A 25719-nucleotide genomic window follows, 5' to 3' on the forward strand; every position below is an offset into this window, starting at 1 on the left:
AAAAACATCCCCTAAACGCTTTTTAATTATAAAAGTGGTTTACCTAAGGCTACTGCTTCTGAACCGCACCGGCGTTTTCCACCCGCTCGGCGTTCCGCACTTTAGCCGCCTCTTTCACGTTTTTAGCTTCCTTCACTTTGGTACCGCCGCCAATGAGCGAGAAATGCACATACCGCTTAGGATTGGTGCGCAGATCAATCAAGAGATCATTGAGGCTGGCGCTGGAGGCGTTGAGGTTACGGTAGAGGGAGTCGTCATGCATGAGTTTGCCCAGGCTGCCGTTGCTTTCATTGATGCGCTGCATGGTCAATTGCGCCTGCGCGATGGTACTGTCCAGGCCTCTGATGGCGCTGTTCATAGACTGCACATCTAAGGTGTCTGTAATGGTGTTCAGGTTACTAGCCAGGCGGCTGAACTTGGCCTCAGTGCCCCGCAAAGCGGCCGTTAACTGCGCCAGATTACCGGTAATTTCATTGATATTGCCTTGGTTGGCCAGCGCCACGGAGCGAAGGGCCTCTGAGGTTGCCTGGGCGTTCAATAGAATGGCCTGTATGCTTCTCTTCGCGTCTTTGTCCAGGAAGGCATTCAGGCGCTGCAAGGTGGTGTCAACGGTTCCCAGCACAGGCATAGCCCGCTGCGAAAGCATGTCTGTGATGCTGCGCTTCACAAACGGGATCAGGTGTTCTCCTCCTTTGTAGCGTACCCGGTTACGGCCCATGTACAATTCCACGGCTTTGCTACCCAGTAAGTCTGAGCTCACAAGCATGGCCACGGTGGAGTCTCCCACGTCTATGTCTTTGTTGATGTCCAGGGTCACCAAAATTTTGTTGCCTTTCTTGGGCTCCAGCACCATTTCCTTCACCATGCCTACCCTAAAGCCATTGATCAAAACCGGATTGGAGGCCGCAAGTCCTTCTACCGTGTCATACGTCACATAGAAGGTACGGGTGGAAGAGAAGATATTACTTCCTTTTAGAAAGAGAAAGCCCACGTAGAGCGCCACTAGAGAGACAACCCCTAGCAGTGCTACTTTGAGTTCTTTGGAAAATTTCACGTAGATAGAATTAGTTAGTTCATGGCTTCCAGCTCTTGTTTGTACTCCTTGAAAGCCCGGTATATGCCTGATGCCATATACGATTGGTTGGATTTATCGTTGAGGAACTTCTCCTCCTGCGGATTGGTGAGGAAACCGATCTCAATCAAGGTGCTGGGCATGGCAGATTTCCAGAGCACCAGGAACCCGGCCTGCTTTACGCCGCGGCTGGAGCGCCCTACCCGGGTCTTAAACTCTTTCTCCACCTTCTGGGCAAACCGCAGGCTGTTGTCTAAGTAAGCGCTCTGGTACAGGCTGAACAGAATATGGCTCTGCGGCGAATTAGGGTTAAAGCCGTTGTACTTTTTCTCGTAGTTCTCTTCCTGCAAGATTACCGAGTTTTCCCGCTTGGCCACCGCCAGGTTTCCGTTGGACGTGTGCAGCCCCATAGTGTAGGTTTCCGTCCCGAAGGCAGAGCTAGGCCCGGAGTTGCAGTGAATGGAAATGAAAAGATCGGCGTGGTTCTTATTGGCGATGCCTGCCCGGTCTATCAACTCCACAAACCGGTCGTCTTTGCGGGTATAGATTACTTTCACATCGGGCAGGTTATTCTCAATGTGCTCCCCAAGCTGCAAGGCCACTTTCAGCGCCACATCTTTCTCTTTGGCAGAGGCCCCGTGGCAGCCGGTGTCTTTCCCCCCGTGGCCGGCGTCAATGACCACCGTGCGTATTTTTACCTCCTTCCTGTCAAACGTAGTAAAAGAGCTGAAAAGCAGAAAAGCAAAAACGGTAAGCGAGACAATATTTTTCACGAGATGCGTTAGTTAAAAGCTATTGTTAATAACTTTGTCCTAGTTAACAAAATAACTAAAAGTTTACTTGAATCCGAAGAGATCCCTCCAGTTTTTGGCTATCGCCCTTTTTTCTGTGATCGCCTTTTTTTCCGGCCCGGAGGGAAGCGCCCAGGTACGTCCCAGGCGGCAAGACGCCCCTACGGCTACTCGACCAGACACCCTTGTCGTCTCCCCCCCCACTGATACCGCTAACGCGCAACGCCGCGGCGATATTGAAACCACCATCAATTATAAGGCCAAAGATTCTATCCGGTATGATGCCGTGCAGCAGATCATGTACCTGTACGGCGATGCCCACATAGACTACGGCGAGATTGCCCTGGACGCAGCCTATATCCAGATCAACTGGAAAACCAATATCATTGACGCCGAAGGCATGCTAGACTCTGCCGGGGTACTCCAGCAGAAACCCCTCTTCAAGAACGGGGCCGAGACTTACCAGGCGGAACGGATGAGCTACAATTACAAGACCAAGAAAGGCCGCGTGCTTGGGGCCGTCACCACGCAGGGCGAAGGCTACATCCACGCCGAAACCATCAAGCGCGACAACGAGGGCAGCATTTACGGCCGCCACGCCCGCTACACCACCTGTGACCTGGAACACCCGCACTTTTACATAAAAGCCACCAAAATGAAGGTCATTCCTAATGACCGCGTGGTGGCCGGCCCCTTCCATTTAGTTTTCGCCGATGTGCCCACTCCCATTGGTTTACCGTTCGGGTTCTTCCCTTCGCCCCGCAAAAGAGGGTCCGGGATCATCATTCCCACGTTTGGCGAGTCTGCCCAACAAGGCTTTTACCTGCGCGAAGGTGGTTTCTACTGGGCCATGAACGACTACATGGACATGCGCATCACCGGTGACATTTTCTCACTGGGCGGCTATGGACTAAGGGTTCAGTCTAACTATACCAAGCGCTATAAATTCAACGGTAATTTCTCGGTGAGCCATACCTTTATTAAGGCGAGCGAGAACATTGGCGCGGGCGCCACCACAGACCCCGTGTACAACTACCGTTCAGATTCCCGTGACATCTGGATTAGCTGGAGCCACTCCCCCATCACCAGACCGGGCAAGGGGCAGTTCTCCGCCAGCGTGAACGCCGGTAGCCAGTTTTATAACCAACGGAACTCCACCAGTCCGCAGAATGCGCTGTCGCCGGCGTTTAACTCCACGGTGTCTTACCGCAAGAGCAGCCCCAACTCACCTATCAATTACGCGGTCACTATCTCACAAAGCCAGACCACCAGAAACCAGTACAATGCCGAGGGTGAAGTAGTACCGGTGCAGCAAATGAGTTTCACGTTGCCGGATTTCAGCTTTGGGGTGGCCAGCCAGAGCCCTATTGAATGGTTTGGCGGCACCCTTACCGGGCGGTGGATTGAAGGCATCAGGATTGGGTATAACCTGAGCGCCCGCCAGTATGTCACCAACAGCCTCTCCACTGGTTCAGGCCTGGGCTATCCTTTTTCCAACAGGCAGGGCAGAGATACCATTGTGGCCATCAACGGTGGCAATTTGTCGCAGATCTTCCGGAACGCCCGCACCAGCATCAACCATGACATTCCCATCACGCTGGGAACGCTCAGTCTCTTCAAGCATTTCAAGCTTACCCCCAGCGTAAGCTACAGCGAGAGCTGGTTCATGAAGAAATTTTCGTACCGCAACATACCGGGGTCTAACATGCTGGCGGTAGACACCACCAACGGCCTGCACCGTGCTTACCAGTACCAAGGCGGAATTTCCCTTACCACCAACTTGTACGGAACGGCCCAGATCAGAGGCAAGAAGGTAGAAGCCATTCGGCACACCATTACCCCTAACATCTCCTACAGTTTCCGCCCAGACTTCGGCCGGCCCGAATATGGTTTCTACCAGCGAGTGCAGCGCGACAGCCTGGGCAACACGCAGCTTCTCTCCCGGTTCCAGGGGCTGGAAGGCAACGTGCCGGGGCCGGGCCTGAGCAGCGCCATTTCCTTCTCCATCAACAACAACGTGGAGATGAAGGTAAAGACAGACAGTGCCGGAGTGTTCAAGAAAGTGAGCCTTATTGACGCCTTTAACCTGGCAGGTTCCTACAACATGGCCGCAGACTCCTTTAAGCTCTCCAACATTAATGTGAACCTGTCTACCAAGCTGTTCAACAACGTAGGCGTTACTTTAAGCGGAAGCTTTGACCCATATCAGTATGTAAACGGCAGACGCGTCAACAGATACTTGGTGGAAGACGGAGGCTTTAGGCTAGCCCGCCTCATGAACCTGAACTTTAACACCGGGTTTGAGTTTAACCAGAAGGCCCGCCAACAGCAAACCGAATCAGGGGCGGCAGCGCCCACCAACCTGCCTTCCCTGCAGCGCACACTCACCGCCGCCGACTACGTAGACTTCAACATTCCCTGGACCCTGTCTGTGGATTTAACATCTAACTTCACCCGTGACAACCTCACAGACCGCTTGGTGAACAACGCCACTTCTGCGGGTATCAACGGCTCCGTGACGCTTACAGACAAATGGGCGGTGAATTACACCACCAGCTATGACCTGAAGAACAGAATCCTGAGCTATACCAACATAGGCATTACCAGAGACCTGCACTGCTGGCAGATGTCCATTGACTGGGTGCCGTTTGGGGTGCTGCAACGCTACTCCATCAACATCAACGCCAAATCTGCGCTCCTCAGAGACCTTCGCATCAGACGCAGCGAGAGCGCCACCGGCCGACCATTCTAAACCTTTGACTCCCACAGCTAAACAGACGGGCCACCTACTTTGGGTGGCCCGTCTGTTTAGGGGCTCTTTTTCTGAAAACACGCCCAAACTGGGAATGAGCGCTGGTATCCTGCGGGAAAGCATTTAACTTAACAGGCCATTTTTTGGGCTTTTATTCCGGTATTCTAATTTCTCACTCCTTACCTTTGCCCAAGCCTAAACAAATTTGATATGTCGGTTCACAAAAGCGAGGTAAAAATTGTTACCACCCACCAGCTGCACAGCATGAAACAGCGCGGCGAGAAAATCTCCATGCTCACCGCCTATGACTTCTCCATGGCTACCCTTCTGGATGCCGCCGGTACAGATGTGCTGCTGGTAGGCGACTCCGCCTCCAACGTGATGGCCGGTCATGACACCACGCTGCCCATCACCCTGGACCAGATGATTTACCACGCCTCCTCTGTGGTGCGCGGCACCAAACGCGCGTTTGTGGTGGTAGACCTGCCTTTCGGTTCTTACCAGGGCAATTCCTCTGAGGCCTTGCGTTCGGCTATCAGAATCATGAAAGAGTCCGGTGCGCACGGCGTGAAGCTGGAAGGCGGCGTGGAGATCAAAGATTCCATCACGCGTATCTTAAGCGCCGGGGTACCGGTGATGGGCCATTTGGGCCTTACCCCGCAGTCTATCTATAAATTCGGGACGTACTCCGTGAGAGCCAAAGAGGAGGCCGAGGCCGAGAAACTACTGGAAGACGCCCGTGTGTTGCAGGAGCTGGGGTGCTTTGCTATTGTGCTGGAGAAAATTCCTTCGTCATTGGCCAAGCGCGTGGCCGAGGAACTGCAGATTCCCATCATCGGGATTGGGGCTGGTCCGCACGTAGACGGGCAGGTGCTAGTCATCCATGACCTTCTGGGCATCACCAAAGAGTTCAAACCCCGTTTCCTGCGCCGCTACGCCGAACTCCACGAGACCATCACCACGGCAGTGAGCAGCTACATCCGGGATGTGAAGTCACAGGATTTCCCCAGCCCCAATGAAGCTTATTGATTGTTTGGCAGTTCATTGCTGATTGCTTGTTGTACCCAAAAAGCAATTAGCAATGAACTGCCAGCCAGTAGCCGTTTAGCGGCTCTTTTTCTGAAAACACGCCTAAAACACCATGCCCACCGTTCCGTTCCAAGTGCTTTATGAAGACAACCATGTGTTGGTGGTGAACAAGCCGAGCGGTGTGTTGGTGCAGGGCGACGAAACCGGCGATATTCCTCTCTCTGAGCTGGCCAAAGACTATCTGCGCGAGAAATACCAGAAGCCGGGCAACGTGTTTGTGGGCGTGGTGCACCGGCTAGACCGGCCCGTGAGTGGTGTAGTCCTACTGGCGAAAACCTCCAAAGCCCTCTCCAGATTAAACGAGCAGTTCCGGCTGCACAAAACCAAAAAGACGTACTGGGCCCTTACCCAACGAGCCCCGCAGCCACAGGAAGGCACCCTGGTGCATTGGCTGGTGAAAGACGCCACCAGAAACGTCACCAAAGCCTTGACCGCAGAGAAACCGGGCAGCCAACGCGCCGAACTGAGCTACACCCTGCTTTCGGGGAGCCAGGGGAAATTCCTGGTAGAGGTACGCCCTGTCACCGGCCGGCCCCACCAGATACGGGTCCAGCTCGCGTCTTTGAAATGCCCTATTTTAGGCGATGTAAAATACGGCGCCTCGGAGCCATTGCCCAACAAGAGCATTTGTCTGCACGCCCGTGAGTTGGGCTTTGAACACCCTGTTTTGAAAACCTGGGTCACCGTACAGGCCCCGCCGCCCGCGCTTCCGGTTTGGCAGCCGTTCCAGCCGTAACCCTCTGCCTGACAGAAGCGCTAGAACGTTACAAGGCGCTGAGGAGGGCTGGTGTTTAGGGCCTTCTTTTCCAAAAACAGGCGCTAAACGCCAGCCAAAGTTCCAAGCTGTTTTGCCTTTCCAAAAGATGATCTTCGTCATTTTGGCGCAATTTTCTCTTTTGCTTTTGCGAGGATTGCCCCTTGCGTTGTAGCTTTGTGAACTTATTTATAGTGCGGCTGTTACATACACAGCTGCTTACTTGTAGCCCATACTTAATCGATTGCATCACCCAGCATGATCATTCTTGTCTTTTTTGTAGCACACTGGTACTTGTCTCTGTTTGTGCAGACCTTTTACCTACACCGCTATGCGGCCCATAAAATGTTCACCATGAACGCTTTCTGGGAGAAGTTCTTTTTCCTGTTCACCTACATTAGCCAAGGGTCTTCTTTCCTTTCGCCGCGGGCGTACGCCATTTTGCACCGCATGCACCACGCTTTCTCAGACACCGCCCGCGACCCGCACTCGCCGCACTTCTCCAGCAACGCCTTCACCATGATGTGGAAAACCAAGAACATCTACAATGACGTGCTGAAGCACCGCGTGGAGCCTGAGATGCGCTTTGACGGCAACTATCCGGTTTGGCGCCTGGTAGAAAGCATTGGCGACCATTGGATATCGCGCATTGCCTGGGGAACGTTCTACGTGGTCTTCTACATCACCTTCGCCACGCAGTGGTGGATGTACCTGCTGTTGCCGGTGCACTTCCTGATGGGCCCTATCCATGGTGCCATTGTGAACTGGAGCGGCCACAAATACGGCTATCAGAACTTTGACAACCATGACAAGTCCAAGAACTCGCTCTTCTTTGATTTCCTGACCGGCGGCGAGCTCTTCCAGAACAACCACCACAAACTGCCTAACCGCGTCAACTTCGGGGTGAAATGGTGGGAAGTGGACCCAACCTATCCCGTTATCTGGACCTTGGATAAAATAGGCATCATTAAGCTGAAAAAGGCCCGCGCCTAGTTCTTGCATACAGATAAGAAAGCCCCGGCAACAGAAACTGCCGGGGCTTTCTTATGTACGGGCGGTAGTGAAATACCGGACCACCTTCTCCATAGGGCCCTGCCCAAACCGCCGGAGCCACCAGATTGAAACCAATACCTGAACCGTTACCAGCAACAGGTAACCCATCCAGAGAATTACCGGTGCCACCTTCCCGTACAGCCCCCATCCATACCCATAGAAAACGAAGCTGAACAACAGATTCTGAGTCAGATAATGAGTGAGCGTCATTTTCCCGAATGGGGCCAAGGCCTCCAAGACCTTTTTACCAATCCCGGTTACGTACAAGGCCAGCGGCAAAACCAGCAGTAAGAGCACGTCTCCGGCATAGAATAAGGAAGAAAAGAATGCTTTGAGCAGATTCTCACCTAAAGGCCGCACCGCTTCTCCGCGGAGCCCGGTTACATGAATCAGGAATGCGGCCGATACCATGACCAAAACTCCCACACCTAAAACCAGATATACTCTGGATGGCTGCACATAGGCCCTGAATCTCTTTTTCTCCCCCACCAAATAACCCAGCAGAAGCCAGGCAAAGATCCTGAGTTGGTAAAACAACGCTTCCCAAGACCAGGCTTCTTTCCAGTACAACTCCATCCGCCTCTGGAACACCTCTCCAAAAGTTCCTTCCCTGAACACATCTGAGGTAGAAAGTTGCAAGGGCAAAGAAGCGTCTCCCAGCCCATGTGGCAAAAATACATCGGCAAAGCTCACCAGATAGAGTGCCACCACTAGATATATGCGCGCTGGGACGGATAAATGCCTCAAGGGCAACAGAAGCAGACTCATGAGTGCATACTGGTGCAATACATCGCCCTTCCAAATGAAAATTAGTTGAAGCACGCCCAACGCCCCGAGCACCCAAGCCCGCTTCCAGAATGGCCGAACTCCTTTTGATTCCAGGGCCAGGGCCGCTGAGAGTCCAAACAGGAACGCGAACACGGGGAAATACTTCCCCCACAGAAATATGATAAAGAATGAAACGATGTAGTGATTCAAAGTTCCCGTGAAAGCTTGGGCATACGCCTCAATATGACCAGCCTCTGCGTTGAACACCATCAAATTGGCGGCCCCCACCCCTACCAGACTGAAGCCACGGAGAACATCCAGGGACAGTTCCCGCCGGGATGAAGAGAAAGCAGGTTCAGAAAGAGTGCCTGGAGAGACTTTTGTCACGGTTGCTTTTATTAATTTGCCGAAGTTCACACAAAAATATGGCATCCACCCCATTCTCCGTGCCCCGAAAGCATTTCAAGACGTTTCTACTACTGTTTCTGCTCCTCGGGCTATACGTGGCTACCATAGAAATGCGTCCTGGGAGGCTGTATTTCCTTCTCACGTACCTGCTTTTCCAGGACAGTGTCCTGCACCTGCTGCTGTACCTGCTGGTATTCGCTTCTTCCCTGCTGGGACTGCTGGCCTTACTTTTCAACCGCAGCAAGAGCCTTTACGCGGCAACACTGGTGTTGCTGTTCCCCTGCCTGCTCATTAGCCTCTCCTACCGGTTCATCAGTGGCTACAACTTTATGTACCCAGATGCGGTGCTGGCCTGGAACAACCTGAACCTGGCTGACACTGCCCTCCGAAATTACTTCTGGCAAATGTCGGCCGCCTTTCTGGCAGCCGCACTGCTCCTGGCCCTGGTGCACGGGATCAGAAAAAAGACACCATGGCGTACTGCCCCCACCAGCGGCTGGTTGGTTCTGTTAGTGGGGTTGGCGGCGTTCCTGCTACTCAAAAGAACCACCGGCATTGTAGATGATTATCCTGCCCTGTACCGGGTACCTATCACGCTTCTGGCCGCCGCCACTGATCAATTACCGCAACCTACCAGAAAGCCCGCTCCTGTTTCCCCGGTTGCCCCCGGTGTACGGCACCTCTTCCTGGTGGTAGACGAAAGCATTACCGCCACAGAACTCACGTTGCAGCAACCCAACCTCCAGACCACGCCCTTTCTCTACTCCCGGCGGGAACAGCTCCTTGATTTTGGCATAGCCAGCTCCTTCACCAACCAGAGCGGCGGCTCCAATATTGCCTTGATGAGCGGCACCCGCCCTACCGAACTTCCAGACACGGCGTACCGCACCTTTTCCCGCACCAACATTTTCCAGTATGCCCAGAAAGCAGGTTACACCACCTACTACATAGATGCCCAACTAGGCGGAAACGTGCTCCAGAATTTCATGACTCCCGAAGACCTGCGTTACATTGACCACGTGGAACGGCCCGGTGCCCAACACCCGGAGGAACCTTACCACAACCGCGACATGCTGGTGGCAACCCGGTTGGCGCAGTTATCCAAAACGCCTGCTAAAGTGTTTGTGTACGTGGTAAAAGCCGGGGCGCACTGGCCTTACGCCCGTACCTACCCCGCAGAGTTGGCGCACTTCCAGCCGGTCCTCTCGCCGCGCAGTGTTTACAAAGACCGGGAACTCACCCTCAATACGTACCACAATGCCCTGAGATGGACGGTAGATATGTTCTGGCAGAAATTGATGGGCGCTATTTCACCCACCGACAGCACCGTGGTGGTCTACACCTCAGACCACGGCCAGAATCTGAGCCAATCGGGCATTAGTATCACGCACGCCTCGGTGCATGAAACGTCTGCCCAGGAAGCCGCCGTGCCGCTCTGGATCTGGGATCCCGCCCGTCTCACCAGACTTTCGCCCGGGGCAACCACCAAACACCGCCACAGCCACGCCCATGTTTTCCCAACACTGCTTTCCCTACAGGGATATGCTCCGGCCTGGGTGCGGCAACAGTATGGGCCTTCGCTTTTAGACGCAGATGTTCCTTCCGCTCAGCGCTATTTTTTAGCCGGAGATCTGTTTGGCCGGGGTTCCCATAGCCTTCGGTCCTTCACCTATCCCTTTCCGGCCCTAGCCGATTGAGGTGCGTTTAGGGGCCGTTTTTAGAAAAAGAGCCCCTAAACGCACCAGGCAATGCAGCTCATTGCCAAATTATTAGCACATTAAAAATAATTGCCGTACATTTGCACCCCAATGCCGGACGGGTTCCGGCGCTTTAACAAACTTAGTTATGCCTGTTAAAATCAGACTGGCCCGCAGAGGCCGCAAAAAAGCAGCTATGTACGACATCGTAGTAGCTGATTCTCGTTCACCACGTGATGGTCGTTTCATCGAGAAATTGGGTACGTACAACCCACTTACCAACCCTGCCACTATCAACTTCAACGAAGACAAAGCGTTGGATTGGGTATTGAAAGGCGCTCAGCCAACTGACACCGTGAAAGCTATGCTTTCTTACACTGGTGTTATGTTCAGAAAACACTTACAGATTGGTGTATTGAAAGGTGCTGTTACTCAGGAGCAGGCAGATGCCCGTTACGCTGAGTGGAAAGCCGCCAAAGAAGCCAAAATCACTGGAAAAGTTGCCAAATTAGGTTCAGACAAAGCCGCTAAGAGACAAGCTGCTCTGGAAGCTGAGGCTAAAGTGAACGCTGCCCGTGCTGAAGCGATCCGTTTGAAAAACACGCCTGAGCCGGCTGCTGAAGAAGCTCCTGCTGCTGAAGGTGATGCCACTGAAGGCGCCGCTGACGCTCCTGCTGCAGACGCAACCGAAGAAGCTCAAGCTTAATTTTACTGCCATGACGTTAGACGCATGCTTCCAATTGGGGTATATTGTGAAAACGCATGGCACCAAAGGCCAGGTAGTCGCGTTTTTTGACGTTGACTTTCCGGAAGAGTACGATGAATTGGAATCAGTTTTCCTGTTAATCAACGGGAAGCTGGTTCCTTTTTTCATTGACGACCTCAACCCGCAGGACAAAGGCCGCAGCATCATCAAGTTTGAGGATGTGAACTCCGTGCCGGAAGCCGAGAAACTGAAAGGCGTTTCGCTTTACCTTCCCCTGAACCAGTTGCCAGAGCTGGAGGAAGACCAGTTCTACTTCCATGAGGTGATTGGCTACACGGTGGTAGACCAGCAACTAGGCGAACTGGGCACGGTGCAGGCTTTCTTTGACCTGCCCAACCAGGATCTGCTGGCCATGGACTACCAAGGGCATGAGGTCCTGATTCCGGTACAGGATGAGATCATTTTGCGCTCCAGCAAAGAGGAACGCAAAATCTACGTGAACCTGCCCGAGGGCCTGCTGGAGGTATACACCCAGCCTTCTAACTGCCAAGTAGAGGAACCGCCCCTGGAAGGCGAGGAGGACGAAGACAATGACCCGGTTTGATATTATCACCTGCCAGCCCCACTTACTTACCGGCCCCTTTGACCACTCCATTTTAAAGCGGGCGCAGGACAAAGGTCTGGTGGAAGTGCACCTGCACGACCTCCGGAAGTACGCCATCAACAAACACGGCCAGATTGACGACTACGCCTTTGGCGGGGGCGCCGGCATGGTTCTGATGGTGGAACCCATCGCCAAATGTATTAGGGAACTGCAGGCCCAGCGCACCTATGATGCGGTGATTTACATGACCCCAGACGGCCAGACGCTGAACCAGCCCATGGCCAACCGGTTGTCTCTCCTGAAGAACATCATCATTCTGTGCGGCCACTACAAAGGCGTGGACCAACGCGTGCGGGATATGTTCGTGACCCACGAGATCAGCATTGGGGATTACGTGCTGTCCGGTGGGGAACTGGCCGCCGCCGTGCTGGCAGACTCCCTCATCCGGCTCATCCCGGGGGTGTTGAACGATGAAAGCAGCGCCTTGTCAGACTCTTTCCAGGACAATCTGCTGGCTCCGCCGGTATACTCCCGTCCCGCTGACTTTGAAGGACATACGGTACCCGATATTCTGCTTTCCGGCAACACGCCTAAAGTGGAGGAGTGGCGGTTTGAACAAGCCGTGCAGCGCACCCACCAACTACGGCCTGATTTGCTGCGCGATGAAAAAAATTAGTAGTTGTTGATTTACAATTAGAAAAATAACGTCTATATTTGCACTCCGAATTTTGCAGATAAATAGACACTATATTATAGTCATGAGCGATTTAATTAAATTAGTAGAGCAGGAATACGCTGAGAAACGCGCCTCAATCCCTGCTTTTGCTGCTGGCGACACCGTGAATATTCACGTGAAAATCCGTGAGGGTAACAAAGAGCGTATCCAGCAATTCCAAGGCGTGGTATTGCAACGCAGAAACTCTGGTGCCAGCGAGACTTTCACTGTAAGAAAAGTGTCTAACCAAATCGGAACTGAGCGTATTTTCCCAGTTCTTTCTCCAAACATCGAGAAAATTGAGGTAATCCGCCGCGGTAAAGTTAGAAGAGCCCGTCTGTTCTACCTGAGAGGTCTTTCTGGTAAAGCCGCTCGTATCAAAGAAAAAAGAAGCTAATTCCTTCCGGTTTAGTTTTTCCATAGTTTTAGTTCCAGGAAAGCCGATCTCCCACGAGATCGGCTTTTTTGCTGTTTGCCTCTGGCATCTGCTCCGGCAAAACGCACATTCTCTTGATGTTGCGTTTAGAGCCTCTTTTTTGAAAAACAGCCCCTAAACAAACTATTGGTCTGCCGTTTCCCCGTTTGCCTTTTTATGCGTACACTTAGACGTTGAACCCAACTACAAGTAGAACGAAGAACATGCAGAACAACCGCTGGAGTTTAGAGGGGCGCAAGGCGCTGGTGACCGGGGGTACCAAGGGAATTGGCGCTGCCATTGCCGAAGAACTCCTTTCCTTTGGAGCCGAAGTGCTCATTGTGGCCCGCAAAGAACTGGAGGTAAACCAAGCTGTGACCGACTGGCGCGCCCGCGGCCTCAACGCCTCCGGCATGGTGGCCGACGTGAGCCAGCCCGCCGACCGCCACAACCTGCTCCAACTGGTGGAAAACACCTGGGGCGCGCTGGACATTCTGGTGAACAACGTGGGCACCAACATCCGGAAGAAAATAGGCGAGTACACGCCAGAAGAATACAACTACCTGTTGCAGACCAACCTCACCTCAGCGTTTGAGCTGTGCCGGCTCTCCTATCCACTCCTGAAGCAGTCTGCGCAGGGCAATGTGGTGAATGTGTCTTCGGTGGCGGGGCTGGGGCACGTGCGCACGGGGGCTATCTACGGCATGACCAAAGCAGCGCTGGTGCAGCTCACGAAGAACCTGGCCGGTGAATGGGCGCCAGACGGCATACGGGTAAACTGCGTGGCTCCCTGGTACATCAGGACACCGCTGGCCGAACAGGTGCTGCAAAACCAGGAGTATCTGGAAAGCGTGCTCAGCCGCACCCCCACCCGCACCATTGGCAACCCCGAAGACTGTGCCGCCGCCGTGGCTTTCCTTTGCATGCCCGCCGCCGCCTACATCACCGGCCAGTGCATTGCCGTAGACGGAGGCATGAGCATCAACTTATTCGGGTAACTTACCTTAAACACATAAAAAATCCTCCCCGGCTACAGAACCTGGGAGGATTTTCTGTTTAGGGGCCATTTTCAGAAAAAGAGCCCCTAAACGCGTTTTAGGATTATCCGCCTACATCAATTCCCGAAGCGCCTGGTAATAGTTCTCCAGGGCGGGCTCATGCGTGTGCAGGAACAGGAACGGCTCAATCAGCTCCAGTTCCATGAGTTGAAGTTCCTCCCCTACCGCCACGCCGTCTACGCGGGCATAGAGACAACCCCTGGCGAATTGGTCTACCAATTTCTGAGCCTGGGGCAGCAGGTGCGCCGGTGCGGGCTGCGGATGGATGGTCCCCCCAAAGAAATGCTGCACCCTAAAATCACCTGACTTGGCCGACTTAAGCAGACAGTGGCTGTACTTGCCGTTGAAGAACAGGAAAGACCACTCGCCCTCTTCCTGAATCTGGGGCATGAACGGCTGCACCAGAAAATCCTCATCGGCTAGCAGTTCCTCCAGTCTGGGCACCACCGCTTTCGCTTCGTCCTGGGTTACAATGAACGTATTCTTCGCGCCGCCGCTCACGCTGGGTTTTATGATCAGCTTTGTGGTACTGAACTGGGTGAAATAACCTTCCAAGTGCACGCGGGTTCCTTTTTTGAGCAGAGCGGTAGGCACTACGGGCAAACCGGCCTGGGCTACCTCCAAGAGGTAATGTTTGTCAGCGTTCCACCGGATGGTGGAGATGGGGTTGAGCGTGCGCAGGCCCAGCGCCTCTATGCGGTCCAGCCAAGCCCGGAAGGCAGGGAACTTGTCAAAGTAGTCCCAGGGAGATTTGAAGAGGGCCAGGTCATACTTTTCCCAGTTCACCGCCGGGTTGTCCCAGACTTCAGGGGTAATGTCCAGGCCTTTGGAGCTGAGGTATTGAATGAGCAGCCCGTCTTCAGCGCCGCTTAATGAGCCATAGCTAGTAATGGCGTCATAGGTTACTAATGCTAGTTTCAAGGTATGGTGTAAATATGTTTTGAAAGCGTGGTCTGAAAAAGTAAAACCTCCCCTAGCCTTTCCAGGAGGGGCAACAGTGGGAAAGTCATTTAGGGGCAATTTTCAGAAAAACGGCCCCTAAACACTATTTTAAAGGATTGTTCAGGTAATCAACGGCCAGGTTTGCCAAGGCACGCACGCCCAGTTTGAGGCCGCTTTCGTCAATGTAGAAATCTGGCGTGTGGTGCGAAGGGGCTTTGGCGGGATCTGCGCCTTTGGGCATGCCGCCCAGAAACAGGTACAGCCCCGGCACTTTTTGCTGGAAATAGGCATAGTCCTCGGCAATGGTCACGGGTTTGGTGAGTTTCACCTGGTTCTGGCCCGCCGTACGCTGGAGCGAGGGCAACATGTGGGCAGTGAGTGCCTCGTGGTTGTAGGTCACTGGCGTCATTTCCTGAATAGAAACCTCGGCCGTGGCGCCGGCGCCCGTGGCGATGCTGGTGGCCGTCTGTTTCAGCCGTTCATGGATCTGCCGCTGCATGGGCACGTCCAGCGCCCTGATGGTGCCGATCATCTCCACCTGGCTAGGCACAATGTTGGCGCGCACGCCCCCGTTGATAGCCCCTACCGTCACAATGGCGGCGGCGTTGGTCACGTCTACCTGTCGGCTCACAATGGTCTGGAGGGCCGTCACAATATACGCCGAGGTCACCACCGGGTCTACGCCCAGCCACGGGGTACCACCGTGCGCCTGCTGCCCCTTCACCGTAATCTTGAAATTGTCTGAACTGGCCATCATGCCCTGTGGGCGATAGGTAATAGTGCCCACCTCCACATCTGACCTGATGTGCAGCCCGAAAATGGCGTCTACCCTGGGGTTCTCCAGCACCCCTTCCTGCACCATGAGTTTCGCGCCGCCTACCTGTCCGGGCGCCGATCCTTCCTCGGCGGGCTGGAAGATAAATTTCACGGTGCCTTTGAGGTCTTTCTTCATGCTGCTCAACACCTCGGCCACGCCCATGAGCATGGCCACGTGCGCATCGTGCCCGCAGGCGTGCATCACCCCCACCTGCTGCCCCTCAAACGTGGTCTTGACCGTAGACGCGAAGGGCAGGTTGTGGGTATTGTTCTCCGTCACGGGCAGGGCATCCATATCGGCGCGGAGGGCCACCACCGGACCTGGCTGACCACCTTTCAGGATCCCGACCACACCGGTTCTGGCTACGCCCGTCTGTACTTCCAGCCCCAGCGCTTTCAGGTGTTTAGTTATTTTGGCGGCGGTTTTCACCTCATAGTTGCCCAGTTCAGGGTTTTGGTGCAGGTCGCGGCGCCACTGGATCACTTTGGGCTCCACCTTCCCGGCCAGTTGGTCTATCTGGGCATGGAGCTCCCCGCTTTGGGCGCGGCCCGAGGAGGAAAAACCGAGCACGGTTGCCAGCAGCAGCAGGAAAGAAGCAGTTTTAGGGGTATACATGTTCTGGTTTAGCGCCGATTTTGGAAAAACAGCCCCTAAACACAAAAATACACCGCCCAACCGGGAAAAGGAATTCTACAGCCAACTCTCATTTCCATTGATGCTATGAACCTGCCGTTTGTCCAAAGCTTTCGCGCCTGCTTTGATAACGAAAATGCGTTTAGCGGCCGTTTTTGGAAAAACAGCCCCTAAACGCTTCTCAGGAAATACGCTGCCTTGCTACTTGTCTTTTGCTTTCTCCACCTCAGATTTAAGCGGTTCTTCCAGGTGCTGCTGGGCGGCGGTATCGCCTTTGGCAATGGCCTCAGCGATGTTCTCCGCTGACTGCGCGGCCACCTGCGGCGTAATGGGCATGATCTCCGGATCTGTGACAGCATCTATGACCACGGGGCGGTCTGCCTGTAAGGCGGCTTCCCAGGCGGCGTCAATCTGGTCGGGGCTTTCAATCCGGATGCCTTTCAGGCCGATGCTCTCGGCGTAGGCGGCGTAGTTGAAATCCGGTACCACCTGTGATTCATTGAATTTGGGGTTGCCTTCGTTCATGCGCTGCTCCCAGGTCACAAAGTTGAGGTCACGGTTGTTGAGCACCAGCACAATCAGGCGCGGGTCACTCCACTGGCGGTAGTATTTCTGGATGGTGAGCAGTTCTTCGGTGCTGCCCATCTGCATGGCCCCGTCGCCCACAAAGGCCAGCGCCAGCCGGTCTGGGAACGCGAATTTGGCGGCAATGACGTAAGGTACGGCACAGCCCATAGTCGCCAAGGTACCCGACACCGAGAACTTCATGCCCTCCCTGATTTTGAGGTACTGGGCAGTCCAGCTGGAGGAGGAACCGGAATCGGCGGCCAGGATAGCGTTTTCCGGGAGGCGCGGCGAAAGCTTCTGGAACACCAGCCTGGGGTTTACCGGGTTAGCCGGGTGCGTAGCCAGTTCGTCTAATTCTTTCCACCAGTTCCGGATGTTCTGCTCAATGGTTTGCCGCCAACTGCGGTCTTCCTTGCGTTTCAGCAATGGAATCAACGCCCGCAGGGTTTCGGCGCTGTCGCCAATGAGCGGTACTTCCATGGGGTAGCGGATGCTGAGCATGCGGCCGTCCAGGTCAATCTGCACGCCCCGCGCCTGGCCTTCCTTGGGCAGGAACTCGGCGTACGGGAAGCTGGAACCGATCATGAGCAGTGTATCGCAGTGGGCCATCATCTGGTGGCTGGCCTCCGTCCCGAAGAACCCGATGGCGCCCGTCACAAACGGCAGGTCGTCGGGTAGGGAGGCTTTGCCCAGATACGCTTTTGCCACCCCGGCACCTAACACCTCGGCTATCTGGGTTACTTCCTGGGCAGCGTCTTTGGCCCCGGCCCCAATGAGAATGGCTACTTTTTTACCGGCGTTGAGCACCTCGGCGGCTTTCTGCAGGTCTTCGTCGCGGGGCAGCACGCGCGGCGGCAGATAGCCGATGCCGGAGTGCACGGTGCCGTGGGCGTGCTTGGGCTCCTCATACTCCAGTTCCTGCACATCGCTGGGCAAGATGACGCAGGTCACGGTTCTCTGATCTTTGGCGATGCGGAAGGCGCGGTCTATGAGGTGGCGCACCTGGCTGGCGTCGGTGGCCATCTGGATAAACTCACTGGCCACGTCTTTGAACAAGGACATGAGGTCTACTTCCTGCTGGCTGTGCCCGCCCAAGGAAGTTCGGCCTTTCTGCCCTACCAGGGCCACCACCGGCTGATGGTCTAGTTTGGCGTCATACAACCCGTTGAGCAAATGGATGGCTCCGGGGCCCGAGGTAGCCAGGCAAACGCCCACCTCACCGGTGAATTTGGCGTGGGCGCAGGCCATGAGCGAGGCGATTTCCTCGTGCCGAACCTGAATATACTCCAGCTTTCCCTCGGCGCGGTCCAGCGCGCCCATCACGCCGTTGATACCGTCGCCGGGGTAGCCAAAAATACGCGTCACGCCCCACTGGCGCATTCTTTCCACTATAAAATCACTGACCTGCTGTGGCATATCTTTCTCGTTTAGATGTCGTTGCGAAAAACTGATTTAGAAAATCAACTCTAAACTGGTACGACCTCTGGTACAGATGGTTCTTGCAGGAGCCAGGCGGGCAGAAAAGCAGAAAGTGCGTTTAGCGGCTGTTCTTGGAAAAAGAGCCGCTAAACGCACCGCAGGGAAACAGGTAGAAATAAGATGTAGAATTGTCCCTACGTCCGTTATTCCAAGGGTGTATTCAGGTAGTCAAGGGTAAGGTAGGCCAGGGTGCGCACGCCCAGTTTCAGGCCGCTTTCATCAATCATGAAGTCTGGGGTATGGTGCGCGGGAGTTTTGGTGGGGTCCTGTCCTTTGGGCATGCCACCCACGAAGATGAACAGCCCCGGCACTTTCTGCTGGTAAAACGCGAAGTCCTCGGCCCCGGTCACAGCTTTGGTGAGCAGCACGTTCGGCTTGCCGGCCACACGTTCCAGAGTAGGCACCATGTGGGCGGTGAGGGCCTCGTGGTTGTAGGTAACGGGGGTGTTTTTTACGATCTCCACTTCGGCGGTGGCCCCGGCGCTGGCGGCAATAAGGGTGGCGGTGCGGCGTAGTTTCTCATGGAGCTGGTTCTGCATGGTAGTGTCCAGCGCCCGAATGGTACCAATCATCTCCACTTCCTCCGGGATGATGTTGGAGCGCACCCCGCCGTGAATAGCACCCACGGTAATTACGGCGGCGTCTTTGGTGAGCTCCATCTGGCGGCTCACAATGGTCTGAATACCGTTCACAATCTGCGCCGACACCACAATAGGATCAACGCTGGCCCAGGGATACGCCCCGTGCGCCTGCCGGCCCTTCACGGTAATCTTGAAATTGTCTGAGCTGGCCATGGTGCCCTGCGGACGGTATTTCATGGTGCCCACCTCCGTGGCTGAGTTGATGTGCAACCCAAAGATGGCGTCTACCTTGGGGTTCTCCAGCACCCCCTCGTCCACCATCACATCGGCCCCGCCTTGTTCCCCGGCGGGAGCGCCTTCCTCGGCGGGCTGGAAGATGAATTTCACGGTGCCTTTGAGGTCTTTCTTGTGCTGGGCCAGAATTTCGGCGGCGGCCAGGAGCATGGCCATGTGCGTATCATGTCCGCAGGCGTGCATCACGCCCACCTGTTGGTTATTGAACGTGGTACGCACCTTGGAGGCGAAGGGCAGGCTGTTGCGCTCCGTCACGGGCAGGGCATCCATATCGGCGCGGAGGGCTACCACGGGGCCGGGCTGGCCGCCTTTGAGAATCCCTACCACGCCGGTTTTGGCCACGCCGGTTTTTACCTCAAAGCCCAGGCGCTTCAGGTGCTTGGCAATTTTCTCGGCGGTTTTGACTTCCCGGTTGCTGAGCTCGGGGTTCTGGTGGAAATCGCGGCGCCACTGGATCACCTTGGGTTCCAGTTGGTCGGCGAGTTGGTCTATCTGCCTGTACAGGTCGGGAGTCTGGGCCTGGGTTGTCTGCACCAACGCCAGCAGCGCCGCCGCCGAGGCCCACGTTTTGAGTGAATTCATAGAGGATAGCTTAAGATCAATTTCATTATGGAGGTAGAACTGAAAACCGATAGCCGTTTCCGTTTAGGGGCTCTTTTTCGAAAAACAGGCTCTAAACGTCTAAAATAGGTTTTAGGCCGCATAAAACATAATACCCTCCCCATGGGCGCACCCACTACTAACCACCGCCATGCCGCCGGAAAATCGTACTTTAGGAGAAAAATTTCACCTTTGGTAATGCTGTATTCCCGCCTTCTGCTTGCGCTCGTGTTTCTGTTGCCGTCTGCCGTGTTCGCCCAGCAGGGCTATTGGCAGCAGGAAGTACACTACTCCATGGACGTAACCCTGGATGACCGCAGCCACACCCTTTCTGCCACCCAGCAGATAGAATACGTGAACCACTCGCCGCAGGCGCTTCCGTTTCTGTACTTCCACCTGTGGCCCAACGCCTACCAAAACCGCCAGACTGCGTTTGCGAAGCAGCAGTTAGCCAACAACGACGCTGAATTCCATTTTGCCCCCCCAAAGGCGCGGGGACATATATCAGGACTGGATTTTAAGGTAAATGGCCAGCCGGTGAAGTGGGAACTGGACACCCAAAACCCAGACATCGCGAAGCTTACCCTCAACCAGCCATTGCCCCCGGGCGGGCGCATCACCATCAGTACTCCGTTCCAGGTGAAGTTGCCGGATTCTTTCTCCCGGCTAGGGCACGTGGGGCAGTCTTACCAGATCACGCAATGGTACCCCAAACCGGCGGTCTTTGACCAGCTAGGCTGGCACCCCATGCCGTACCTGGACCAGGGCGAGTTCTATTCTGAGTTCGGGTCTTTTGATGTGCGCATTACCCTGCCCGCCAACTATACCGTGGGCGCCACCGGCGAATTACAGAACCAAGAGGAACAAAAACGTCTGGACAGCCTGGCCCAGCTCACCGCCGCCAAAAAAGAGTTTGACCCGCATGATCTGGCGTTCCCGCCCTCAAGCAAGGCCACCAAAACCCTGCACTACACCCAAGACCGCATCCATGATTTCGCGTGGTTCGCAGACAAGCGGTTCAACGTACTCAAGAGCCAGGTAACGCTGCCGTACTCCAAACGCCCAGTCACCACCTGGCTGCTGTTCACCAATCTGGATGCCGATGAGTGGGTCAAAAGTGTGCAGGACATCAACGATGCCGTGTACTATTACTCGCTTTGGTTAGGCGATTACCCCTACGCCCACGCCACCGCCGTAGACGGAGCCCTGAGTGCGGGGGCGGGCATGGAATACCCCATGGTCACGGTCACGGAGCCGGAGGCCATTATCCATGAGGTGGGCCACAATTGGTTTTACGGCATTCTGGCCAGCAACGAACGCGCGCACCCCTGGCTAGACGAAGGCATCAATTCTTACTATGAGACCCGGGTGAAAGCCCAGCGTACTCCCTACGCCGGCATGATCTCCAGCGAGGTAAATCAGAACAAACTGGGCCGTCTCTTAGGCGTAGCCGATTTGCCTCCGGCAGCCATTGATGCCCCCGCTTTTCTTTCGGCGGCCAGCCGAGGATTGGACCAGCCGGTCACGGCCCCGTCTGCGCAGTTCAGAAGCATGAACTACGGCACCGGCGTGTACCTCAAGACTGCGCAACTCTTCCTGTACCTGGAAAAGTACCTGGGCACCGCCCGCTATGACAGCGCCATGCAGGCGTATTACCGCCAGTGGCAGTTCCGGCACCCGGCCCCCCAAGATTTACAGACCGTGCTGGAGAAATCTACCGGAGAATCTTTAGCCTGGTTTTTCCAGGAGCTGTTGCCGTCCACCACGCTGCCAGACGCGCATCTGCAAAAGGTTAGGACCTCCGGCGAAATTACGCAGGCTACAGTGCGACAGACGGGAAAATTGGCGCTGCCGGTACAGGTGGCGGCGCTGAACGCCGAAGGCCAAACCCTGGAAGCCCACTGGACCCAGCCCGGCGCACGCGCGCAAACAATCACGTTCAAGGCCCGCGGCATAGATCGCGTAGTGCTGGACCCCGACTACGTTTTCCCGGAACTGGACCGCCGCGACAACCAATACCGCCTGGGCCGTCTCTTCCCAAAATCTGAGCCGCTGCACCTGCAACCGCTGCTGGGCGTGCCGCGCTCTGATAAACAGCAACTGTTCTACGCCCCGGCCCTGGGCTACAACACCACAGACGGCTTCCAGTTAGGCGCGGCCTTCTACAATTCATTTGTTACGGAACATAAACTGAACTACCTGGTCATGCCCTTGTACGGTTTTGGGAGCAGCCGCCTTACCGGCCTCGCCGATGTGCGGTTCAGGGTACTTCCGCAGGGCTTTCTGCGCAGGATAGAGCTGGGCGTACAGGGCCAGCGATTCGCCAATTTCCACACGCTGGCGCCCAGCCTCACGTTCCAGAACCGGCTGCACAACTCCACTACTCCCCGCCAGCAGCTCACGCTGGCCTGGCATTACGTGCAGGACGATCTGCTGCCCAACTTCCAGGCCCCGCGCCTGGCGTACCAGCTCGTTTCTAAAAATGCGGTGGGCGGTACTCAGGTTGATTTAGAGGTAACGCAATTCCGTTATAAGACCAAAGTTCAGGAAGGCGGCGTAACCCCGGCAACCGGAGCCACGGGCGACGCTTTGGTAGAGCAACGCTTCTCCCCCACCCGCATACGGCTGAGTCTGGAGAACTGGCACCGGTACCAGGAAGACAAGGAGATCAGGGTGCGGGCCTTCGTGGGTTTCATGGCCGAGAATGTGGCCCAGAGCCCTTTTTATCTAGGCTTGGCCGGCAGTCCCGACTACCTTAAACAGACACCCTTCTTCAACCGAGCGGAAATCTTCACCTCGGCAAGCGGACCAGCGGCCATCCGGCAGACCGACCGCCAGGACGGCGGCTTCCGCAACGGGGTGCCGGTGGTGAGCCAGGAATGGATGGCCGCCCTCAACCTCACCGCTGATCTGCCCGTGACGCCCTTTGCCGTTTACCTGGATCTGGGCCGCGTGCAGGAAGTTGACAAACTGTTCTACGGCACGGGCCTCCAGTGGTCTTTCCTGAACAAAGCCATCCAGATTTACTTCCCCGTGGCGGGCAGCAATTACGCAGACTCTTTCCCCAGGAGCTTCAAAGACTTCCGGAACAGCATTAGGTACACCCTCAACCTAAAAGCAGTGAACCCATTCCGGCTCCTGGAGGAACTGCAATAAGTTAAGGGCAAGGCCCACCGGCGTTTAGGGGCTCTTTTTGGAAAAACAGCCCCTAAACGCCAATTGCCGTTGTGGCGGTTGCGGAAGGCGCTTCTGCTGGCGAGATTGCGGTGGTTTGGTCAATTTTCTGGACATCCTGCCGTTTTTGGGCTATCTTACAGAAAAGCGAACAGCAACTACAATCTTTGGCAGAACCTATGCATTCCCTCCTTCACAAGACCTGGCAGCTTTCTCTGCTCTTGCTGGCACTGGCTTGTTTCAGTTGCCAAACCGATTACCAAACCTTACCCGCCCTCTCAGAAACCAAACACTGGCAGGCGGTGGTGACCACGCCGTCGGGTTCTACGCAGCCCTTGGTGTATGACGCCACGGAGAAGGAGTTTGTGCCCCAGTTGGAGACCGGACAACCGCGTAAGCTGGAGTTTCTGCCGTACCCCGGCAATGAAGGGTTTATCCCGTCTACGCTGGTAGATTCTGCGCAGGGAAGGCCCGCGGCCCCGGTGCCCGTCATTATTCTCGGCAACCAAAAGGAGCCGGGCACCGTGCTGGAGATTCTGCCGGTGGGCGTGCTGGTGCTGGAGCGCGACGGAGAATTGCACCATCTGGTGGTGGCCGTGCCCGCCCGCCCCAGCGAACAAACCATCACCCCCAATTCCTTCAGTGATTTTTCTGGGCGCTACCCGGCGGTGAAGAAGATCTTGGAGCAATGGTACCTGCACCAGAACCCCAGACAACCCACGCGCCTGGCCGCCTGGAAAGACGAAACCTTCGCCGATCAGCTTATTCAGCAATGGGTGCAGTGAGGCTTGCGTTTAGGGGCTCTTTTTCCGAAAACAGGCGCTAAACGCAAATCCCGCGGAGGCGGGCCATGCCCAAGCGGTTTTCCTAAAACCGGCACAATCCCTAACTTCGCTCTCAACAATAGAATTTGAACTAACCAAGAACGCATGTTTCCTTCTATAAACCCTACCACTACCCAAGCCTGGGAGAAACTATCGCAGCATTACGCCCAGCTCAAAGACACGCACCTGAAAGATCTGTTCGCGCAGGATCCCACCCGTTTTGAGACCTTCAGCGTCACGTTTGAGAACATCCTGCTGGACTACTCTAAGAACCGCATCACAGAGGAAACCCGCCAACTGCTGGTACAGCTGGCCCAGGAATGTGGCTTGCAGGATGCCATTGAGGCCATGTTCACCGGCGAGAAAATCAACTTCACGGAGAACCGCTCGGTGCTGCACGTGGCCCTGCGCAACCAGTCCAATACGCCCATTCTGGAAGACGGCCAGGATGTAATGCCCGAGGTGAACCGCGTGCTGGCGCAGGTAGAGCAATTCTCCAACGCCATCCTCAGCGGTGCCTGGAAAGGCTACACCGGACAGTCTATTGACACCATTGTGAACATTGGCATTGGCGGTTCTGACCTGGGCCCGGTGATGGTGACGGAGGCGCTCAAAGCCTACCAGAAACCCAACATCACCACCTACTTTGTGTCTAACGTAGACGGCACGCACATTGCCGAGACGCTGAAAAAGATCAACCCAGAGACCACGCTGTTCATGATCGCCTCCAAGACGTTCACCACGCAGGAGACCATGACCAACGCCCACAGCGCGCGCAGCTGGTTCCTGGAGAACGCTCAGGACGAGGAGCACATCAAAAAGCACTTCGTGGCGCTGTCTACCAACGCCACGGCCGTGGCCGAGTTCGGGATTGACACGCAGAACATGTTTGCCTTCTGGGACTGGGTGGGGGGCCGTTACTCGCTGTGGTCGGCGATTGGTCTGTCTATTGCCTGCACCGTGGGCTACGAGAACTTCAAAGAACTGCTGGCCGGGGCACACGCCATGGACAACCACTTCCGGAAGGCACCACTGGAAGAGAACCTGCCGGTGATTCTGGCCTTGCTGGGCATCTGGTACAACAATTTCTTCGGGGCCGAAAGCCACGCGCTGCTGCCCTATGACCAGTACATGCACCGCTTTGCCGCCTACTTCCAGCAGGGCGACATGGAAAGTAATGGCAAGTACGTAGACCGCAACGGCCAGCCGGTGAACTACCAGACTGGTCCTATCATCTGGGGCGAACCGGGCACCAACGGGCAACACGCCTTCTACCAGCTCATCCACCAGGGCACCAAACTCATCCCCTGCGATTTCCTGGCCCCGGCCATCAGCCATAACCCCATCGGTGACCACCACCCTAAACTCATGGCCAACTTCTTCGCGCAGACCGAGGCCCTGATGAACGGCAAAGACGAAGCCCAGGTCATTGACGAGATGCACCGCCTGAGCTGCTCAGAGGAAGAGATCCAAACCCTGAAAGCGTTCAAGATTTTTGAAGGCAACCGCCCCACCAACTCCATCCTGTTCAAGCAACTGGACCCCAGAACCCTGGGCAGCCTTATTGCCATGTACGAGCACAAAATCTTCGTGCAGGGCGTGATCTGGAACGTCTACAGCTTTGACCAATGGGGCGTGGAACTGGGCAAGCAACTGGCCAAGAAGATCCTGCCGGAGCTTACCTCAGCAGAGGAAGTTACCAGCCATGACAGCTCTACCAACGGCCTGATCAATCAGTTCAAGGCGTTTAGGAAATAAGCGTTAAAAGTTGTAGATTTTACAGGTAGTTCATCCTGGTGATTTGTTCCTATGAACGAATCACCAGGATGAATTTTTGTTTATGATCTAGTTAGCCAAAATTAAAATCATTAGATGAAAAAACGATAAGCATCATTTTAATAGGCATTTTCTTCTCATGTTCCGATT

At 55.1% G+C, this 25719-nt stretch carries 20 protein-coding genes; 13 read left to right on the top strand and 7 right to left on the bottom strand.

What is annotated here, in order from left to right:
* Window positions 1-49 precede the first annotated feature (49 nt).
* Window positions 50-1054 (bottom strand): MlaD family protein, encoded by a 1005-nt coding sequence (locus tag EFA69_RS00510; protein ID WP_183906642.1) that lies wholly within the window; start codon window positions 1052-1054, stop codon window positions 50-52.
* Between the two features lie 14 nt (window positions 1055-1068).
* Complete coding sequence (locus tag EFA69_RS00515; protein WP_123131138.1) at window positions 1069-1845, bottom strand: N-acetylmuramoyl-L-alanine amidase family protein; 777 nt, start codon at window positions 1843-1845, stop codon at window positions 1069-1071.
* 115 nt (window positions 1846-1960) lie between these two features.
* Between EFA69_RS00515 and EFA69_RS00520 the strand changes: the two genes are divergently transcribed.
* From EFA69_RS00520 to EFA69_RS00535, 4 genes are all read left to right on the top strand, one after another.
* Window positions 1961-4615, top strand: a complete 2655-nt coding sequence (locus EFA69_RS00520) for a putative LPS assembly protein LptD (RefSeq protein WP_148041217.1) — start codon at window positions 1961-1963, stop codon at window positions 4613-4615.
* Between the two features lie 210 nt (window positions 4616-4825).
* The gene (gene panB, locus EFA69_RS00525; RefSeq protein WP_123131140.1) at window positions 4826-5644 is read left to right on the top strand and encodes a 3-methyl-2-oxobutanoate hydroxymethyltransferase; all 819 of its coding nucleotides are present in this window, start codon (window positions 4826-4828) and stop codon (window positions 5642-5644) included.
* A 112-nt stretch (window positions 5645-5756) separates the two neighbouring features.
* Window positions 5757-6440: an RluA family pseudouridine synthase gene (locus EFA69_RS00530; RefSeq protein ID WP_123131141.1), complete on the top strand. Its 684-nt coding sequence runs from the start codon at window positions 5757-5759 to the stop codon at window positions 6438-6440.
* A 276-nt stretch (window positions 6441-6716) separates the two neighbouring features.
* Complete coding sequence (locus EFA69_RS00535) at window positions 6717-7451, top strand: acyl-CoA desaturase (protein WP_123131142.1); 735 nt, start codon at window positions 6717-6719, stop codon at window positions 7449-7451.
* 51 nt (window positions 7452-7502) lie between these two features.
* Here EFA69_RS00535 and EFA69_RS00540 read toward each other — a convergent pair whose 3' ends face one another.
* A complete protein-coding gene (locus EFA69_RS00540) occupies window positions 7503-8666 on the bottom strand; it encodes a DUF418 domain-containing protein (protein WP_183906643.1) in 1164 nt (387 codons plus the stop codon).
* A 38-nt stretch (window positions 8667-8704) separates the two neighbouring features.
* Between EFA69_RS00540 and EFA69_RS00545 the strand changes: the two genes are divergently transcribed.
* The 6 genes from EFA69_RS00545 to EFA69_RS00570 all read left to right on the top strand — a co-directional run bounded on the left by EFA69_RS00545 (window position 8705) and on the right by EFA69_RS00570 (window position 13822).
* Window positions 8705-10384 carry a sulfatase-like hydrolase/transferase gene (locus tag EFA69_RS00545; protein WP_183906644.1) on the top strand — a complete coding sequence of 560 codons (1680 nt, stop codon included), beginning with the start codon at window positions 8705-8707 and terminating at the stop codon, window positions 10382-10384.
* Window positions 10385-10532: 148 nt separating this feature from the next.
* Complete coding sequence (locus EFA69_RS00550; RefSeq protein WP_123131145.1) at window positions 10533-11090, top strand: 30S ribosomal protein S16; 558 nt, start codon at window positions 10533-10535, stop codon at window positions 11088-11090.
* Window positions 11091-11100: 10 nt separating this feature from the next.
* The gene (rimM, locus tag EFA69_RS00555) at window positions 11101-11694 is read left to right on the top strand and encodes a ribosome maturation factor RimM (protein WP_123131146.1); all 594 of its coding nucleotides are present in this window, start codon (window positions 11101-11103) and stop codon (window positions 11692-11694) included.
* Window positions 11681-12370 carry a tRNA (guanosine(37)-N1)-methyltransferase TrmD gene (gene trmD / locus EFA69_RS00560; RefSeq protein WP_123131147.1) on the top strand — a complete coding sequence of 230 codons (690 nt, stop codon included), beginning with the start codon at window positions 11681-11683 and terminating at the stop codon, window positions 12368-12370. Before rimM ends, trmD begins: the two co-directional genes overlap by 14 nt.
* An 82-nt stretch (window positions 12371-12452) precedes the next feature.
* Window positions 12453-12806 carry a 50S ribosomal protein L19 gene (gene rplS / locus EFA69_RS00565; protein WP_123131148.1) on the top strand — a complete coding sequence of 118 codons (354 nt, stop codon included), beginning with the start codon at window positions 12453-12455 and terminating at the stop codon, window positions 12804-12806.
* 242 nt (window positions 12807-13048) lie between these two features.
* The gene (locus tag EFA69_RS00570) at window positions 13049-13822 is read left to right on the top strand and encodes an SDR family oxidoreductase (RefSeq protein WP_123131149.1); all 774 of its coding nucleotides are present in this window, start codon (window positions 13049-13051) and stop codon (window positions 13820-13822) included.
* Window positions 13823-13933: 111 nt separating this feature from the next.
* Here the strand turns inward: EFA69_RS00570 and EFA69_RS00575 are convergent, their stop codons facing one another.
* The 4 genes from EFA69_RS00575 to EFA69_RS00590 form a co-directional block, all read right to left on the bottom strand.
* Window positions 13934-14803 (bottom strand): ATP-grasp domain-containing protein, encoded by an 870-nt coding sequence (locus EFA69_RS00575; protein WP_123131150.1) that lies wholly within the window; start codon window positions 14801-14803, stop codon window positions 13934-13936.
* Between the two features lie 124 nt (window positions 14804-14927).
* Window positions 14928-16256, bottom strand: coding sequence for an amidohydrolase (locus EFA69_RS00580; RefSeq protein ID WP_123131151.1), 1329 nt, complete (start codon window positions 16254-16256; stop codon window positions 14928-14930).
* A 219-nt stretch (window positions 16257-16475) separates the two neighbouring features.
* Window positions 16476-18257 (bottom strand): thiamine pyrophosphate-requiring protein, encoded by a 1782-nt coding sequence (locus tag EFA69_RS00585; protein ID WP_123131152.1) that lies wholly within the window; start codon window positions 18255-18257, stop codon window positions 16476-16478.
* A 206-nt stretch (window positions 18258-18463) separates the two neighbouring features.
* Window positions 18464-19777, bottom strand: a complete 1314-nt coding sequence (locus tag EFA69_RS00590; RefSeq protein WP_123131153.1) for an amidohydrolase — start codon at window positions 19775-19777, stop codon at window positions 18464-18466.
* 141 nt (window positions 19778-19918) lie between these two features.
* On the opposite strand from EFA69_RS00590, the gene EFA69_RS00595 reads away from it, so the two are divergent.
* The 3 genes from EFA69_RS00595 (at window position 19919) to pgi (ending at window position 25551) form a co-directional block, all read left to right on the top strand.
* Window positions 19919-22951 (top strand): M1 family metallopeptidase, encoded by a 3033-nt coding sequence (locus EFA69_RS00595; RefSeq protein WP_148041218.1) that lies wholly within the window; start codon window positions 19919-19921, stop codon window positions 22949-22951.
* A gap of 197 nt (window positions 22952-23148) precedes the next feature.
* Window positions 23149-23754, top strand: a complete 606-nt coding sequence (locus EFA69_RS00600; protein ID WP_123131155.1) for an inorganic diphosphatase — start codon at window positions 23149-23151, stop codon at window positions 23752-23754.
* Window positions 23755-23898: 144 nt separating this feature from the next.
* Complete coding sequence (gene pgi, locus EFA69_RS00605) at window positions 23899-25551, top strand: glucose-6-phosphate isomerase (RefSeq protein ID WP_123131156.1); 1653 nt, start codon at window positions 23899-23901, stop codon at window positions 25549-25551.
* The last annotated feature ends 168 nt before the right edge of the window (window positions 25552-25719 follow it).

The sequence above is a fragment of the Rufibacter immobilis genome, from assembly GCF_003721565.1.
Classification (GTDB): Bacteria; Bacteroidota; Bacteroidia; order Cytophagales; family Hymenobacteraceae; genus Nibribacter; species Nibribacter immobilis.